General features: G+C 65.9%; 10 protein-coding genes. 5 read left to right on the top strand and 5 right to left on the bottom strand.

The window, feature by feature from the left end; all coding sequences use genetic code 11:
- Positions 1 to 78 precede the first annotated feature (78 nt).
- The 5 genes from KB554_RS06175 to KB554_RS06155 form a co-directional block, all read right to left on the bottom strand.
- On the bottom strand, positions 79 to 2112 hold the full coding sequence (locus KB554_RS06175; protein WP_141427906.1) for a transketolase: 2034 nt from the start codon (positions 2110 to 2112) through the stop codon (positions 79 to 81).
- 101 nt (positions 2113 to 2213) lie between these two features.
- Positions 2214 to 3488, bottom strand: coding sequence for an ATP-dependent Clp protease ATP-binding subunit ClpX (gene clpX / locus KB554_RS06170; protein ID WP_141427907.1), 1275 nt, complete (start codon positions 3486 to 3488; stop codon positions 2214 to 2216).
- Positions 3489 to 3494: 6 nt separating this feature from the next.
- The gene (clpP, locus tag KB554_RS06165; RefSeq protein ID WP_141427908.1) at positions 3495 to 4166 is read right to left on the bottom strand and encodes an ATP-dependent Clp endopeptidase proteolytic subunit ClpP; all 672 of its coding nucleotides are present in this window, start codon (positions 4164 to 4166) and stop codon (positions 3495 to 3497) included.
- 242 nt (positions 4167 to 4408) lie between these two features.
- On the bottom strand, positions 4409 to 5734 hold the full coding sequence (locus KB554_RS06160; RefSeq protein WP_211035223.1) for a trigger factor: 1326 nt from the start codon (positions 5732 to 5734) through the stop codon (positions 4409 to 4411).
- Positions 5735 to 5905: 171 nt separating this feature from the next.
- Positions 5906 to 7201, bottom strand: coding sequence for a S28 family serine protease (locus tag KB554_RS06155; protein ID WP_211035222.1), 1296 nt, complete (start codon positions 7199 to 7201; stop codon positions 5906 to 5908).
- Between the two features lie 134 nt (positions 7202 to 7335).
- Here KB554_RS06155 and KB554_RS06150 point away from each other — a divergent pair, with 134 nt between their 5' ends.
- From KB554_RS06150 to rnr, 5 genes are all read left to right on the top strand, one after another.
- Complete coding sequence (locus KB554_RS06150; protein ID WP_211035221.1) at positions 7336 to 8145, top strand: glutaminyl-peptide cyclotransferase; 810 nt, start codon at positions 7336 to 7338, stop codon at positions 8143 to 8145.
- A 78-nt stretch (positions 8146 to 8223) separates the two neighbouring features.
- Positions 8224 to 11844 carry a methionine synthase gene (gene metH, locus KB554_RS06145; RefSeq protein WP_211035220.1) on the top strand — a complete coding sequence of 1207 codons (3621 nt, stop codon included), beginning with the start codon at positions 8224 to 8226 and terminating at the stop codon, positions 11842 to 11844.
- Positions 11841 to 12797, top strand: a complete 957-nt coding sequence (locus KB554_RS06140) for a methylenetetrahydrofolate reductase (RefSeq protein ID WP_211035219.1) — start codon at positions 11841 to 11843, stop codon at positions 12795 to 12797. Before metH ends, KB554_RS06140 begins: the two co-directional genes overlap by 4 nt.
- Before the next feature lie 44 nt (positions 12798 to 12841).
- Complete coding sequence (locus KB554_RS06135) at positions 12842 to 13957, top strand: M20 family metallopeptidase (RefSeq protein ID WP_211035218.1); 1116 nt, start codon at positions 12842 to 12844, stop codon at positions 13955 to 13957.
- On the top strand, positions 13954 to 16248 hold the full coding sequence (gene rnr, locus KB554_RS06130; RefSeq protein WP_211035217.1) for a ribonuclease R: 2295 nt from the start codon (positions 13954 to 13956) through the stop codon (positions 16246 to 16248). Before KB554_RS06135 ends, rnr begins: the two co-directional genes overlap by 4 nt.
- The last annotated feature ends 106 nt before the right edge of the window (positions 16249 to 16354 follow it).

Genomic DNA, 16354 nt, shown 5'->3' with positions numbered 1-16354 from the left:
ACCGCGCCCGGGTTCGCAGAACGAAAAAGCCACCGCGGAAGCGGTGGCTTTCATCATTCATATCGAGGTGCGCCAAAACTACCGCCCCAGCATCTTCTTCACTTCGGCCGCCACGGTCTCGCCGTTGTAACCGAACTTCTCGTCGAGGACCTTGAAGGGGGCCGAATAGCCGAAATGGTTCAAACCGTGGATCGTCCCCGCATCGCCCACGAGGCCCCGCAGGTTCACCTCGAGCCCCGACGTCATGCCGTAACGCGGCAGTCCCGCAGGCAGCACGCTCTCCTGGTAGGATTTGGGCTGGTCGCGGAAAAGCCCCTCGCTCGGAACGCTCACCACACGCACGGGGATTCCCTCCGCCGCGAGCAGCCCGGCGCCCTCGGCGAGCGTCGAGACCTCCGAACCCGACGCGATGAGCACGGCGGCGGGCTTGGCGGCGTCCATCACCACGTATCCGCCCTTGGCTATCTGCGCGGCCTCCTCGCGGCGGCTCGTGGCGAGCGTCTTCAGGCTCCGGATATTCTGACGCGACAGCACGAGCGCCACGGGACGCTGCTCCTCGAGCGCGAGCTTCCACGCCATGACGGTCTCGTCGCCGTCGGCCGGACGCAGCACGAGCATCGACCGCTCGCCGCGGTGATTGCGCACGTGTTCCATCAGCCGGATCTGCGCCTCCTGCTCGACGGGCTGGTGCGTCGGGCCGTCCTCGCCCACGCGGAACGAGTCGTGCGACCAGACGTAGATGACATGCAGGCGCATCAGCGCCGAGAGACGGACGGCCGGCTTCATGTAGTCCGAGAAGACGAAGAACGTGCCGCACACCGGAATCACGCCGCCGTGCAGCGCCATGCCGTTCATCACGCACGCCATCGTCAGCTCCGAAACGCCGGCCTGGAAGAACTGCCCCGAGAAATCGCCCTTCACGAAGGCCCGGGTCTTCTTGAGGAACCCGTCCGTCTTGTCCGAATTGGACAGGTCGGCCGACGAGACGATCATGTTCCCTACCTTCTCGGCGTAAACGCCCAGCACCGCGGCCGAAGCCGCGCGCGTCGCCACGTCGGGCTTCACCTCGATCGTCTTGTAGTCGATCTCGGGAAGCTCGCCCGAGAAGAACCGGTCCATCCTGCGCGCCAGCTCCTTATGCTCCGCGCGCCACGACTTCTCGACGGCGGCCTGCTGCGCGGCCCAAGCCCGCAGCGCCTCGCGCCGCTCGGCGAACACCTCGCGGCTCTCGTCGAAGACGGCGAACGGATGTTCGGGATCGCCCCCCAGATTGCGGATCGTGGCCCCGATGTCCGCCCCGGCGGCCGTGAGCGGCTGGCCGTGCGTCGAGACCTTGTCCTCGAAGCTCTCTCCGGCGGGACCCCGGGCCCCCTTGCCCATCACCGTCCGGCCGATGATGAGCGTCGGCCGCTCCGTCTCGCTCTCGGCGGCGACCAGCGCCTCGCGGATCGCGTTGATGTTGTTGCCGTCGATCGAGAGCACGTTCCAGCCCCACGCCTCGTACTTCATGGCGACGTTCTCGGTGTCCACCTCGTCCACCTTGGTCGAGAGCTGCACGTTGTTCGCATCGTAGTACATGACGAAATTCGAAAGCCCCAGATGCCCCGCGATGCGGCCCACGCCCTGCGAAATCTCCTCCTCGACGCTGCCGTCCGAAATGTAGGCATAGGTCCGGTGCGCCGTCCACTCGCCGAAGCGCGCCGCAAGGAACCGTTCGGCGATCGCGGCGCCCAGCGCCATGGCGTGCCCCTGTCCCAGCGGGCCCGAGGTGTTCTCCACGCCGCGCAGCACGTCCACCTCGGGGTGGCCGGGCGTCACGCTGCCCCACTGCCGGAGCGACTGCAAGTCCTCGGTCGTATAGTGTCCGGCCAGCGACAGCGTCGCATAGAGCATCGGCGACATGTGCCCCGGATCGAGGAAGAAGCGGTCGCGGTGCGGATAGGCCATGTTGTCGGGATCGTATCGCAGGAATTCGGCGAAGAGGACCGTGATGAAGTCGGCGCCGCCCATCGCGCCGCCCGGGTGTCCCGATTTCGCCTTTTCGACCATCGCGGCCGACAGGATGCGGACGTTGTCGGCGACGCGCGTAAGTTTGGAATTTGTAGAAGACATGAAGTTAGCGTTTTATAAGTTCTGTATATCTTGTCGGTCCGTTCGGCGGAGCGGCGTCGGGAACCGGCCGGGGTCTCTCCGGCCGGACCGTCCCCGGGGCGTCATCCCACCTGCTTGAGCTCCCGCATGTTCGCCTTCTCGACCTTCTTCCGGGCGTAAGGCAGCGAAACGGTGAATTTCCGCGTGTCGGTCGAAGGCAGCTCGAACATGGTGTCCATCATGATCGCCTCGCAGATCGAACGCAGGCCGCGGGCGCCGAGCTTGAACTCGACGGCCTTGTCCACGATGTAGTCGAGCACCTCCTCGTCGAAGGTAAGCTCCACGCCGTCCAGCTCGAAGAGCCGCACGTACTGCTTGACGATGGCGTTCTTCGGCTCCGTGAGGATCGAACGCAGCGCCGCCTTGTCGAGCGGCTGCATGTAGGTCAGCACCGGAAGACGGCCCACCAGCTCGGGAATCAGCCCGAACGACCGGAGGTCCTGCGGCGTGACGTACTGCATCAGGTTGCCGCGGTCGATCGGATCGGCATTGAGCCGTCCGTAACCCATGGCGCGCGTATTGAGCCGCTGGGCGATGCGTTTCTCGATCCCGTCGAACGCGCCGCCGCAGATGAAGAGGATGTTGCGCGTATCGACCTGGACGAATTTCTGCTCGGGATGCTTGCGGCCGCCCTGGGGCGGAACGTTCACCACCGTGCCTTCGAGAATCTTGAGCAGCGCCTGCTGCACGCCTTCGCCCGAGACGTCGCGCGTGATGGAGGGGTTGTCGCCCTTGCGGGCGATCTTGTCGATCTCGTCGATGAAGACGATGCCGCGCTCGGCCTGCGCCACGTCGTAGTCGGCCACCTGCAACAGCCGCGAGAGGATGCTCTCGACGTCCTCGCCCACATAGCCCGCCTCCGTGAGGACCGTCGCATCGACGATCGTGAAGGGAACCTTCAGCAGCCGGGCGATCGTGCGGGCCATGAGCGTCTTGCCCGTGCCCGTGGGCCCCACCAGGACGATATTCGACTTGTCGAGCTCCACCTCGTTCTCCTTCGGGGCGTACATGAGCCGCTTGTAGTGGTTGTAAACCGCCACGGACATGTAACGCTTCGCCGCGTCCTGCCCGATGACGTACTGGTCGAGGAACGCCTTGATCTCGGCCGGTTTGAGCAGCTCCTCCATCCTGAGCGGAGCCGCGGCGGCGCGCTGCCGTCCCGGAACGATGTCGTTGTCGAGCATGATCTTGTAGCCGTTCTCGATGCACTTGTTGCAGATCGAGGCGCCGTTCGCTCCCTGGAACATGATCTCCACCTCCGAGCGCCGGGCGCCGCAGAACGAGCAGTTGTCGCCGCCGCGGGAGGCATTGTTGTTGCCGTTTTTATTCTGTGCCATGCAAGGTTACTTTTCGCGTTTGGAGAGCACTTCGTCGATCAGGCCGTACTCCTTGGCCTCCCTGGCCGACAGCCAGTGGTCGCGGTCGGCGTCCTTCTCGATCTTGCGGATCGAGACGCCCGAATGCGCCGCGAGGATCTCATACAGCTCGCGTTTGGTCTTCAGTATCTCGCGGGCCGTGATCTCGATGTCCGAGGCCTGCCCCTGCGCCCCGCCCAGCGGCTGATGGATCATCACCCGCGAGTGCGGCAGCGCCGAACGCTTGCCCTTGGCGCCCGCCGCGAGCAACACGGCGCCCATCGAGGCCGCGAGGCCCGTGCAGATGGTCGCCACGTCGGAGCTGACCAACTGCATCGTGTCGTAGATGCCCAGCCCGGCCGAGACGGACCCGCCGGGCGAGTTGATATAGATCTGGATGTCCTTCTCCGGATCGACCGACTCGAGGAACAGCAACTGCGCCTGAATGATATTGGCCGCATCGTCGTAGATCGGGGCGCCGAGGAAGATGATGCGGTCCATCATCAGACGCGAGAAGACGTCCATCGTGGCGACGTTGAGCTGCCGCTCCTCGATGATCGTCGGCGAGACGTATGCGGCGCTCGCCGAGCGGAAATCGTGCAGCCTGAGCGAGCCGATGCCGCAGTGCAGCCGGGCGTATTTTTCAAATTCGGAAGTCATGTCAATTTCGTTTTCAGTCAAAAAAAGGACTTTGCAAACTTCAAGCCTGCAAAGTCCAAAGATAGGTATTTTTTCGCAGAGTTCCGAGCCTTTTTGCGAATGCAGTCATCATTCCGCCGTTTTATCGCTGTTTTTCCGGCCCGGAAAGAGGGCGGAAACCGCCCTGTCGCCGGGTATCCCCCCCCCGAAAGCACGGCTCCGGCAGCCTGTTTCCGGCCGCGGGAGAGACCGGCGGCCCCGTGCTAAAGCGCCTGCGCCAGCTTGGCGAAATCGTCGGCGGAGACGGACTTCTCCGTCACCTTGACCTTCGACTTCACGTCCTCGACGACCTTCGTCTCGTAGAGCTTCTCGTAAATCTTCTGCCCCTGCTCCTTGTCGGCGAGAATCTTCCCTGCGTAGCCGGCGAGCATGTCCTCGGGAGCCGACGGCATGCCGTACTGCGCGAACTGCGCGGCGGCCAGCGCCTTGGCTTCGGCCTCGGCCTCCTCCTTGCTCACCGAGAGGTTGTCGGCCTTGATGAAGTGCTTCTGGAGGTAATTCCACGTGAACATCTTGAGGAACTGGTCGAAATCCTTCTCGATCTCCTCCATCGTGAACTTGCCCTCGTTGATGGTGTAGAGCCAGCGCTTGAGGAACGCCTCGGGCATCTTCAGGCCGGCCTTCTTGACCAGGTAGTTGCGCACCTCGAGCGTAAAGAGGTAGTCGCTCTCGCGGCGCAGCTCCGACTCGATCTGGGCGTCGATGAACTTCTCGAACTCCTCGGCCGTCTTGACGTTGCCCGCGGGGAAAGCCATCTTGAAGAACTCCTCGTTGAGCTCCGGCTCGGCGAACTTGCGGATCTTGGTGATCTCCAGTTCGAACTCGGGATTGATGCCCTCCAGCTCGTGCTCCTTGACCTGAAGGCAGGCGGCGCGCTGCGAAGGGTTCTTGTAGAGCTCATTGACGTTCACCTTCGTCTTGAAGCCCACCTTCTTGCCGACGAAGGGCTTGCGCTCCTCCTCCGACATGGAGATCAGCCCCACGTAAGCGTCCTCGACCTTCATCTCGCCGTTGTCGAGCGTCACGGTCAGCGCCTCGTCCGAAGAGACCTTCTCGGCGTCCACCAGACGGCCGAAGCGGCGCAGGAAGTTCGAGCGGTAGTCCTCGTGCATCTTCTTGTCCACCTTGATCTTATGGTAGGTCAGCTTGTCCTTGTCCGAAAGCTCCAGCTTGATCTCGGGAGCCTCGCCGATCTCGAACACGAACTCGAACTCGGTTCCGTTCTCGAAATCGAAGTCGCCCTGCTCCTCGGAAGGGATGACGTCGCCCAGGTAGTCGATGTTCTCCTTCTGGAGGTATTCGAAGACGGAGTTCGACGCCTTGCGGTACGACTGCTCAGCCAGCACGCCCTTGCCGTACATTTTCCTGATGAGGCTCATCGGAACCATGCCCGGACGGAAACCCGGGACGTTGGCCTTGCGCTTGTACTCGCGCAGCGCCTTGTCGACCTCCTGCGCATAATCCTGCTCGCCCACCGTAACCTTGATGAGCGAGGTGTTCTGCTCGCGTTGTTCTCTTACGATATTCATATTGAATCGGTTGTTATTTTGTTTCTTACCTCTCGGAATCGGCCTGCAAAGATACGAAATAAAGAATTAACGGCAATGCGAATCCGACAAATATTTTCCTCCGCCTCTCCGCGCCGCGCACCGGGCGGAAGGCCGCTGCGGGGAATCCCCGCCGGGGGCGACGGCGCGCCGTTACTCCGCGAGCCAGCCGCGCAGCGTGGCGACGGCCTCGCGGCGCATCGAGTCGGGCAGCGTGGCGATCCGCGTGCGGTGGCTGCCGCCGGGCTGCACGAAGGCCTTCATGTTGCGCTTGCCGGGCGTCGCGGCCCACGCCGCGCCGGGAGCCGTCCACGGATCGTCGCCGCCGTAAATGAAGATCATCCGCGGGTCGTTCCTCTTCAGGTAGCGGGTGATCTTGCGGCCGAGTTTCTTCGAGAACTTCGTACCCCGCAGCTCCTCGGGCAGAAACAGCCGGCGCAGGTAGTCCCGCGTATCGACCGACGTGTACTCGCGGAACGGCTCGGCATCGTAGGGATAGTAGCCCAGTTCGCGGGCCGCCTGCACGAAGAAGGGCGCCTGCGCGTTGCCGGAGGAGAAGTAGTCGGGTCCGGCATTGGCCACGAGGAAATCGAGCACCTCCTCGTCGGAAGCCTCCGCCGAAGGGAGCTTCTCCGGATCGAATCCCCACTGCCACAGGGAGAACCCCAGCTCCAGGGTGCAGTAGTCGAAAATCTCCTCCACGGGGACCCGGAACGCGTAACCCTTCTGCTCGCAGACCGCGCGGAAGCCGGGCATCAGATCGGCCTTGCGGCGGAAAACCTCCCGCTGAAACTCCCGGACAGCGGCGCGGCTCTCCGCCGTGCCGACCTGCGCGAGGAACGGCGCGAAGCGCTTGTCCTCCACGGCATGGCACACCGGGCCCACGTAGGGCACGTAAATATCCACGTCACCGGGGAAATAGGCCGCATAGAGCATCGTCGTCGTGCCGCCCTTGCTGATGCCCGAGGCGATCCACTTGCCGGGGTACAGCTCGCCGAAGAGCGTCCGGATGCGGTGCAGGTCGCAGGCCGAATTCTCGGCCGTCAGGTAGCGCCAGTCCAGCGGCTCGGGAGTCGAGCGGTCGAAATAGCGGTGCTCGACGAAGACGATGTTCGTATCGAAAAGCTCCGACAGCTCGTCGCGGTACTTCTCGGGCAGCGCGAAGTTGGCGTCGTAACCCTGCGTGATGAGCACCGTGGGACGGTCCCATCCGACGTGCATCACCACCACGCGCTGCAAGAAGCTTCCCCGCTCAGGATGGCGCCAGTCGAGCGGCTGCGTCAGCATCACCTCGTACTTCCCGGCGAACTCGCCCGCCGGCAGGGCTTTCGTCTCCTCGACGCCTTCGAGCGCGGCGATGCGCTGCCCGACCCGGCCGCCGTCGGCTCCCGACGCCGCGAGGGAGACCGTCGTGAACAGGAGACACAAAAGAGTCAGTCGTTTCCACATAGTATCGTTCGGATCAAAGGTTTGAACGGACAAAGATAGGTAAAATTCACCGCTTCGCAATACAAATATGCAGCTCCGGCGCGGAACTATGCCGCAAAAAACGTATCTTTGCACGATTATTCTCCATCGCATACATGAACAGAACCGCATATCTGCTCGCCGCCGCGCTGCTGCTGGCTTCCTGCGGCGGCTCCGCGGCCCGCACCGGACGCGCCGGGGACACGACGCGCACGGCCGCGGCGGCCGAACCCGTCCACTACACCTACCGCGTGAAGGCGGTCCATCCCCATTCGACCTCGGCCTACACGCAGGGGCTGTTCTTCGCCGGAGGACTGCTGTGGGAAGGCACGGGGCAGTACGGGCAGTCGGTCGTGCAGCGGACCGACCTGGCGACGGGACGCACGGAGGTGCTCTTCCGGCTCCCCCGCTCGGAGTTCGGCGAAGGCATCGCGCTCGTCGGCGGCGAACTGTTCCAGCTCACCTGGCAGTCGAACACGGCCCACGTTTACGACCCGGAGAAACGCACCGGGCTACGCGACCACCGCTACGCCGGCGAGGGGTGGGGGCTGACGACCGACGGCGAGAAACTCTACATGACCGACGGCACGGCGAATCTCTACACGATCGACCCGGCGACGTTCCGCCGCGAAAGGCGCACGACCGTCACGCTCCGGGGCGAACCCGTGGAGCTGCTCAACGAGCTGGAGTGGATCGACGGCCGCATCTGGGCCAACGTTTACACGACCGACCAGATCGTCATCATCGACCCGGCGACGGGCCGCGTGGAGGGGATCGTCGATCTGCGGGGGCTGCTGCCCGACGAAGACCGCACGCCCGGAACCGACGTGCTGAACGGCATCGCCTACGACGCCGCCACGGGCCGCATCTTCCTCACGGGCAAGAACTGGAGCAAACTCTTCGAGATCGAGCTCGTCCGCCAATAGGCCGCACGGATGCGGCCGCGGACGGCCGCCGCTGCGCACGGACGCCGCCGGACGGCGAAAAAAACACGGAAACGGAACATGACAAGCAACAAACTATACGACTGCCTCGACGAGCGCATCCTGCTGCTCGACGGCGGATTCGGCACGATGGTGCAGGGCTACGGCCTCGGCGAGGAGGAGTACCGCGGAGAGCGGTTCCGCCGCTGGGAGGTGCAGCTCAAGGGGTGCAACGACCTGCTTGCGCTGACCCGCCCCGACACGGTGCGCGAGATTCACGAAAAATACCTTCGGGCCGGGGCCGACATCATCACGACCGACTCGTTCAACGCCAACGCCGTGTCGCTGGCCGACTACCGCCTGGAGGGACTGGCCTACGAGATTTCGAAGGCCGCGGCCGCCGTGGCCCGCCGGGCGGCGGACGCCTTCACGGAGCGCAACCCGCTCAAGCCGCGGTTCGTGGCCGGCTCGATGGGCCCGACGAACCGCACCGCCTCGATGTCGGCCGACGTGGCGGACCCCGCGGCGCGCGAAGTGACGTTCCGCCGGCTCGCCGAAGCCTACACGGAGCAGGCGCGGGGCCTGCTGGACGGCGGCGCGGACATCCTGCTGATCGAGACCGTCTTCGACACGCTCAACGCCAAGGCGGCCCTCTACGCCATCGACACCCTCTGCGCCGAACGGGGGCAACGGGTTCCCGTCATGGTCTCCGGCACGCTGGCCGACGCCAGCGGCCGCACCCTCTCGGGACAGACCGTCGAAGCCTTCGCCGTCTCCGTGTCGCACGCGCGCCTGCTCTCCGTGGGGCTCAACTGCGCCTACGGAGCCAGACAGCTGCTCCCCTACCTCGAACGGCTCGCCGCCGTGGCCGGCGTGCGCGTCTCGGCGCACCCCAACGCCGGCCTGCCGAACGTCATGGGCGGCTACGACGAGACCCCCGCGATGTTCGCCGAGGACGTGGGCGAATACATGCGCCGCGGGCTGGTCAATATCGTGGGAGGCTGCTGCGGCACGACGCCGGCGCACATTTTCGAACTGTCGAAGATCGTCGGCGGCTACGCCCCGCGGCCGCTGCCCGCACCGCGGCACGAAACGGTGCTGAGCGGTCTGGAGCCGCTGCGGATCGTCCCCGAGGCGAACTTCATCAACGTCGGCGAACGCACGAACGTCGCCGGATCGGCCCGTTTCGCCCGCCTCGTGCGCGAAGGCAACTACGAGGAGGCGCTCTCGGTGGCCCGCGCGCAGGTCGAGGCCGGGGCGCAGATCGTGGACGTCTGCATGGACGACGGCCTGATCGACGGTCCGCAGGCCATGCGCACGTTCCTCAACCTGATGGCCTCGGAGCCCGAGATCGCCCGCGTGCCGGTGATGATCGACTCGTCGAAGTGGGAGGTGCTGCAGGCCGGGCTGGAGGCGACGCAGGGCAAGGCCGTGGTGAACTCCATCTCGCTCAAGGAGGGCGAGGCGGAATTTCTGCGCCGCGCCCGGGAGATCCGCCGCTACGGCGCCGCCGCGGTGGTGATGCTTTTCGACGAGCGGGGGCAGGCCGACACCTTCGAGCGCAAGACGGAAGTGGCCGAGCGGGCTTACGCGCTGCTCACCGGCGACGGATTCCCGCCCGAAGACATCGTATTCGACCCCAACGTGCTGGCCGTGGCCACGGGAATCCCCGAACACGACGGCTATGCCAAAGCCTTCATCGACGCGACGCGCTGGATCAAGGAGCACCTCCCCCACGCGAAGGTCTCGGGCGGGGTGTCGAACCTCTCGTTCGCCTTCCGCGGCAACAACGCCGTGCGCGAGGCGATGCACTCGGCGTTCCTCTACCACGCCATCCGGGCCAGAATGGACATGGGCATCGTCAATCCGCAGATGCTCCGCGTTTACAGCGAGATCGAACCCGAACTGCTCTGCCGCGTCGAGGACGTGATCCTCTGCCGCCGGGCCGACGCCGCGGAGCGGCTCACGGAGTACGCCCACGAGGTGCAGCAGACGGCCCAGGCACAGCCGCAGGCTCCCGACGCATGGCGTGCGGGGACGCTCGAGGAGCGTATCGGGCACGCGATGCTTAAGGGCGTGGCCGACTACGTGGAACAGGACGCACTGGAGGGTTACGAAACGCTGGGAAGCCCGATGGCGGTGATCGACACGCTGCTGATGCCCGCGATGGAGCGGGTCGGAGCCCTCTTCGGCGAGGGGAAAATGTTCCTGCCGCAGGTAGTGAAGACCGCCCGCGTGATGAAGCGCGCCGTGGCGGCGCTGACGCCCTACATCGAACGAGGAGCGGAACAGGCGCCGCACAGCGCCGGCAAGGTGCTCATCGCCACGGTCAAGGGCGACGTGCACGACATCGGCAAGAACATCGTCTCGGTAGTGATGGCCTGCAACGGCTACGAAATCCGCGACCTGGGCGTGATGGTCGAATCGGAACGCATCGTGGACGAAGCCGTGGCATGGGGCGCGCAGTGCATCTGCCTGAGCGGACTGATCACCCCGTCGCTCGACGAAATGGCGCACGTCTGCGAGGAGCTGGAGCGCCGCAGGCTGCGCATTCCGGTCATCATCGGCGGCGCGACGACCTCGGACCTCCACACGGCGGTCCGGATCGCCCCGGTCTATTCGGGCGTCGTGGTCCACTCGGCGAACGCCAGCCGCAACAGCCAGATTCTCGCACGGCTGCTCGGTCACGGCGGCGAGCGGTATGCCGCCGTCGTGAAGGCCGGGCAGGAGACCCTGCGCGGCGAATACCTCCGGCGGGAGGCCGCGCGCGAACTCGTTCCGATCGCCGAGGCGCGCAGGAACGCCCGCCGCACCGCGCCGCACCGTCCCGTGCGGCCGCTCCACCCGGGGCGGATGGTCTTCCCCGACTACGACGTGGCCGACGTCGAACCCTACATCGACTGGAACTTCTTCTTCCCCGCCTGGGGCATGAAGGGCCGCTACCCGGAGATTCTGGACCACCCCGAACAGGGGCCCGAGGCGCGCAGGCTCTTCGACGACGCGCAGGCGCTGCTGGCGCGCATCCGCGACGAACGGCTGCTGACGTTGCAGGCCGTCGCGGGCATCTTCCCCGCCCGTGCGGAGGGCGACGACATCCGGGTGACGGACAGCAAGGGGCGCGAACGGACCCTGGCGATGCTCCGCAACCAGACGCGCGGCGAGGAGAACCGCTCGCTGGCGGACTTCATCGCTCCGGAAGGGGACTGGATCGGCTGTTTCGCCGTGACGGCCGGCATCGGGCTGAAAGAGCTCGCGGAGCGGTTCCGCGCGGAGGGCGACGACTATTCGGCGATCATGGCCAAGCTGCTGGCCGATCGCCTGACGGAGGCTTTCGCCGAGGCCGTGCACGCCTTCGTGCGGCGGCAAATGTGGGGCTACGAACAGGGCGACCCGCTCCCTCCCGGGCGGATCGTCCGCGGCGAATACCGGGGCCGCCGCATGGCCTTCGGCTATCCCGCCTCGCCCGACCACTCGCTCAAACGGGAGGTCTTCGATCTGCTCGCGGTGGAGATCACGACGGGGATGCGCCTGACGGAGAACTGGATGATCTCCCCGGGCGAGGCGCTCTGCGGACTGTTCTTCGCCGACGCGGAGTACTTCTCCGTGGGCCGGATCGACGCAGAACAACTCCTGGACTACGCCCGCCGCAGGGGCATGGAGGCCGGGGAAGTGAAAAAAATCATTCCGAACAACATCCGATGAACGTACCAGAGATCATAAACGAAGCCATCGCCGCCGGACGCACCCGGTTCGCCTTCGAGCTGCTGCCGCCGCTCAAGGGGGACGGGATGCAGAAGATTTTCGCGGCCATCGACCCGCTGATGCCCTTCGACCCGGCCTATATCAACATCACCTACCACCGCGAGGGTATCAAGGAGACCGCGCTCCCGGACGGCGGCATCGAATGGCACGTCGTGCGCCGCCGTCCCGGCACGGTGGGCATCTCGGCCGCCATCCAGCACCGCTACGGCGTGGAGGTGGTCCCGCACCTGATCTGCGGGGGCCTCTCGAAATACGACATCGAGGACACGCTCATCGACATGGATTTCCTCGGGCTGCACAACGTGCTGGCGCTGCGCGGCGACCGGTCGCAGAACGAACGGCGGTTCATGCCCCACCCGCAGGGACACGCCCACGCGGCGGACCTCGTGCGGCAGATCGCGGCGATGAACCGCGGGGAGTTCGTGGACGGCGAAGTGGAGGAGTGCCACCACTCGAAATTCTCGATCGGCGTGGCCGGCTACCCCGAAGTGCATTTCGAGGCCCGCGACGTGACGAGCGACATCCGCCACCTCAGGGAGAAGATCGACGCCGGGGCGGAGTACGTCATAACGCAGATGTTCTTCGACAACAGCCGCTACTTCGACTTCGTGCGCCGCTGCCGCGAGGCGGGCATCGTCGTGCCGATCATCCCGGGCCTCAAGCCGATCTCGACGCTGCGCCACCTGGAGGTGCTGCCCGAAACCTTCGCCGTGACGCTGCCCGAAGAGCTGGTCCGCGAAGCGAAGGCGCACCCGGAGCACGTGCGCGAAGTGGGCGTGGAGTGGACCGTCGCCCAAAGCCGCGAACTGATGGCCGCAGGCGTCCCCGTGCTCCACTACTATACGATGAGCCGCACGACCAACATCCAGCAGATCGTGAAGGCCCTCTTCTGAGAGGGTCCGGCCGCAAAAGAGACGACAGACCAAACCGATACGAAATGACACCCGTCGAATTCCGCCGCCGGCTGCACGCGCATCCCGAACTCTCGTTCCGGGAGGACGGCACGGCGGCATTCATCGCAGAACAGCTCGCAGAGCTGGGCATCGAACACCGCACGATAGCCCGGACGGGCATTCTGGCACGCATCCCGGGACGCCGGACGACGCCGGGCGACCGGCGGGCCGTGGTGCTGCGCGCCGACATCGACGCCCTGCCGATCGCCGAGCGGACCGGATTGGCGTACAGCTCCCGGAACGCAGGAGTGATGCACGCCTGCGGACACGACGTGCACGCGGCGGTGCTCTTCGGCGTCCTGCAACGCCTGGCCGCCGATCCCGACTTCGGCGGCACGCTCCTCGGGCTGTTCCAGCCCGGCGAGGAGTGCAACCCCGGAGGCGCCTCGCTGGTGCTGGCCGAGGACCCGTTCGGGGAGTACGACATCCGGGCGGTGATCGGCGAGCACGTGGAGCCGCAGCTCGAAGTCGGCACGCTGGGATTCCGCGCCGGGAAGTACATGGCCGCGAGCGACGAGCTGCGCCTCCGGGTCCGCGGCACGGGCGGCCACGGCGCGCTGCGCAGCCAGCTCAGGGACCCCGTGGCGGCGGGCGCCGAGCTGCTGACGCGCCTCGTCGCGCTCAACGGCGAGGAGTGCGTGCTCTCGGTGGGCCGCGTGCAGGCCGATGGGGCGACGAACGTCGTGCCCGACGAACTGTACATGGAGGGCACGCTGCGCACCTTCGACGAACGCGAGCGCGAAATCATCCACCGCCGCATCGCCAACATCGCCGCGGACATCGACAAACGCCACGGCGTGCGCACCGACGTCGGGATCGGCCGCGGCTATCCGTGCGTGGTGAACGACGAAATCCTCGTCAAACGGGCCGTGGCGCTGGCCCAAGAGACGGGGCTGAAGGTCGAGATGCTCCCGCTGCGCACCACGGCCGAGGATTTCGGGTTCTACTGCCGCGTCTATCCGTCGCTGTTCTACCGGCTGGGGGTGGGCGCCGCCGCAGGACGCCCCCACACGTCCTCATTTTCCCCCGACGAGGGGGCCATCGACGCGGGCATCGGCTTCATGGGCCGCCTGGCGTTGCAAATACTCAACAGACAATGAAAAAGCAAAACACCCGCCGCACTCAGCGAAGCGCGGCGAAGACGGACCGGACGTCCGTGATACTGAATCTTTTCCGCGAGGCTCCCAACAACAAGTTCTCGCTCAAGCACCTGGCCTCGGCCTCGGGAGGCGCCTCGAAGGAGGGCCGCCGCGAGACGCTCGAAATCCTCGGGCGGCTCTTCGAGGAGGGGATCGTCGAGGAGTGCGCACGGGAGAAGTACCGCCTCACGCAGAAGCACCTGCCCCACTACGAGGGCGTGGCCGACATGACCTCCTCGGGCGCGGTGTACGTGCGGGTCGAAGGGCTCGAAAACGATATTTTCGTCAATCAGCGCAACGCCTCCAACGCCCTCGACGGCGACCGCGTGGAGGTGGCCGTGATGCACCGCGGCCGCGACGGGAAACTCGAAGGCCAGGTCACGCGCATCGTCGAACGCAACCGTAAGCCCTACGTGGGTGTGGCGGAGGTGGGCGCGCACCAGATCTTCGTGCGCGCCGACTCGCGCCGGATGCCCATGGACATCTACCTGTCGAAACGCACGTGCCCCGACATCCGCGACGGCGAGAAGGTCGTGGTGCGCATCGCCGACTGGCAGCCGGGCAGCAAAAGCCCCGTGGGCGAGCTGGTCGAGCGGCTGGGCATGGCCGGCAACAACGATACGGAGATGCACGCCATTCTGGCCGAATACGAACTCCCCTACCGCTTCGAGGAGGAGGTCGAGCGGGCCGCCGGGGCCATCGACGCCCGGATCACGGCCGGGGAGATCGCCTCGCGGCGCGACTTCCGCGACACGGTGACCTTCACCGTGGACCCGGCCGACGCCAAGGACTTCGACGACGCGCTGTCGGTGCGCAGGGTGCGCGACGGCGTGTGGGAGATCGGCGTGCACATCGCCGACGTCACGCACTACGTCCGCCCGCACTCGACGATCGACGACGAGGCCGTAGAGCGCGGCACGTCGGTCTATCTGGTGGACCGCACCGTGCCGATGCTGCCCGAGCGGCTCTCGAACGAGCTCTGCTCGCTGCGCCCCAACGAGACGAGTCTCTGTTTCTCGGCGGTCTTCACGCTCGACGAGAACCTCGAGATTCTCGACGAATGGTTCGGCCGCACGGTGATCCACTCCGACCGCCGCTTCACCTACGCCGAGGCGCAGGAGGTGATCGAGACGGGCCGCGGCGACTACGCCGAGGAGATTCTGACGCTCAACCGTCTGGCCCAGGGACTGCGCCGCCAGCGGTTCCGCAACGGCGCGATCTCGTTCGACCGCGAGGAGGTGAAATTCCGGCTCGACGAGAACGGCAGGCCGCTGGGCATCTACTTCAAGGAGCAGAAGGAATCGAACCAGATGATCGAGGAGTTCATGCTGCTGGCCAACCGCCGCGTGGCGGAGTTCTGCAGCCACCGCCGCAGCGAAAAGGGCCGTGCCGTGCCGCGCACGATGGTCTATCGCGTGCACGACACCCCGAGCGAGGAGAAGCTCGACCGGTTCCGGCAGTTCATCCTCCGCTTCGGCCACGTCTTCAAAGCCTCGAAAGGCCGCGCCGTCGCCAGGGAGATGAACAAGCTCTTCGCGCAGATCAAGGGTTCGACCGAGGAGAACGCCGTTTCGACGATGGCCGTGCGCGCCATGGCCAAAGCCTACTACTCGACCGACAACATCGGCCACTACGGACTGGCGTTCCCCTGCTACACGCACTTCACGTCGCCCATCCGCCGCTATCCCGACATGATGGTGCACCGCCTGCTGGCGCACTACCTCGCCGGGGGCAAATCGGCGGACAAGGCCGAAATCGACGCCCTGTGCGAACGGGCGTCGGACCGCGAGGTGATCGCCGCGGAGGCCGAACGCGCCTCGATCAAATACAAGATGGTCGAATTCATGAAGGAGCACATCGGCGAGGAGTTCGAGGGCCACATCTCGGGCCTCACGGAGTGGGGCGTCTATGTGGAGCTGGACGAGACGCACATCGAGGGCATGTCGTTCCTGCGGGACATCGAAGGCGACTACTTCTCCTTCGAGGAGACGACCTACGAAATCGTCGGCCGCGCCACGGGCCGCCGCCTCACGCTGGGCGACGCCGTGCGCATCCGCGTCAAGCGCGCCGACTTGCAGAAGCGGCAGCTCGACTTCGAGCTGCTGCTGCCCGGAGCCCCGGCCCGGCACAAGGGCGGAGACCCCGATTTCCACGGGTCGCGCGGCAGCCACACCGCCGGCGGGAACGGGGCCGGGTCACGCGGCCGGAACGGCGGCGGATCGCACCGCTCGTCGCGCCGGAAAGGAAGGTAGGCCTTCGGCCGGAAAGGCTTGAGGGAACGCCCCGAAGAACGCAGCGCATTCCGGAACCGCACGGCGTATGCCGGACAAATATCCGGATGTCCCGAAAACGGCGATC

It is taken from the genome of Alistipes sp. Marseille-P2263 (assembly GCF_018101075.1).
Classification (GTDB): Bacteria; Bacteroidota; Bacteroidia; order Bacteroidales; family Rikenellaceae; genus Alistipes; species Alistipes dispar.
Note: the sequence above shows the minus strand (reverse complement) of the source record. Positions and strands in the feature narration are given on the sequence as shown.

Excerpts from the sequence above, each read along its gene's own strand:
- KB554_RS06175 (WP_141427906.1), bottom strand. The coding sequence starts at position 2,112 with ATGTCTTCTACAAATTCCAAACTTACGCGCGTCGCCGACAACGTCCGC.
- clpX (WP_141427907.1), bottom strand. The coding sequence starts at position 3,488 with ATGGCACAGAATAAAAACGGCAACAACAATGCCTCCCGCGGCGGCGAC.
- clpP (WP_141427908.1), bottom strand. The coding sequence starts at position 4,166 with ATGACTTCCGAATTTGAAAAATACGCCCGGCTGCACTGCGGCATCGGC.
- KB554_RS06160 (WP_211035223.1), bottom strand. The coding sequence starts at position 5,734 with ATGAATATCGTAAGAGAACAACGCGAGCAGAACACCTCGCTCATCAAG.
- KB554_RS06155 (WP_211035222.1), bottom strand. The coding sequence starts at position 7,201 with ATGTGGAAACGACTGACTCTTTTGTGTCTCCTGTTCACGACGGTCTCC.
- KB554_RS06150 (WP_211035221.1), top strand. The coding sequence starts at position 7,336 with ATGAACAGAACCGCATATCTGCTCGCCGCCGCGCTGCTGCTGGCTTCC.
- metH (WP_211035220.1), top strand. The coding sequence starts at position 8,224 with ATGACAAGCAACAAACTATACGACTGCCTCGACGAGCGCATCCTGCTG.
- KB554_RS06140 (WP_211035219.1), top strand. The coding sequence starts at position 11,841 with ATGAACGTACCAGAGATCATAAACGAAGCCATCGCCGCCGGACGCACC.
- KB554_RS06135 (WP_211035218.1), top strand. The coding sequence starts at position 12,842 with ATGACACCCGTCGAATTCCGCCGCCGGCTGCACGCGCATCCCGAACTC.
- rnr (WP_211035217.1), top strand. The coding sequence starts at position 13,954 with ATGAAAAAGCAAAACACCCGCCGCACTCAGCGAAGCGCGGCGAAGACG.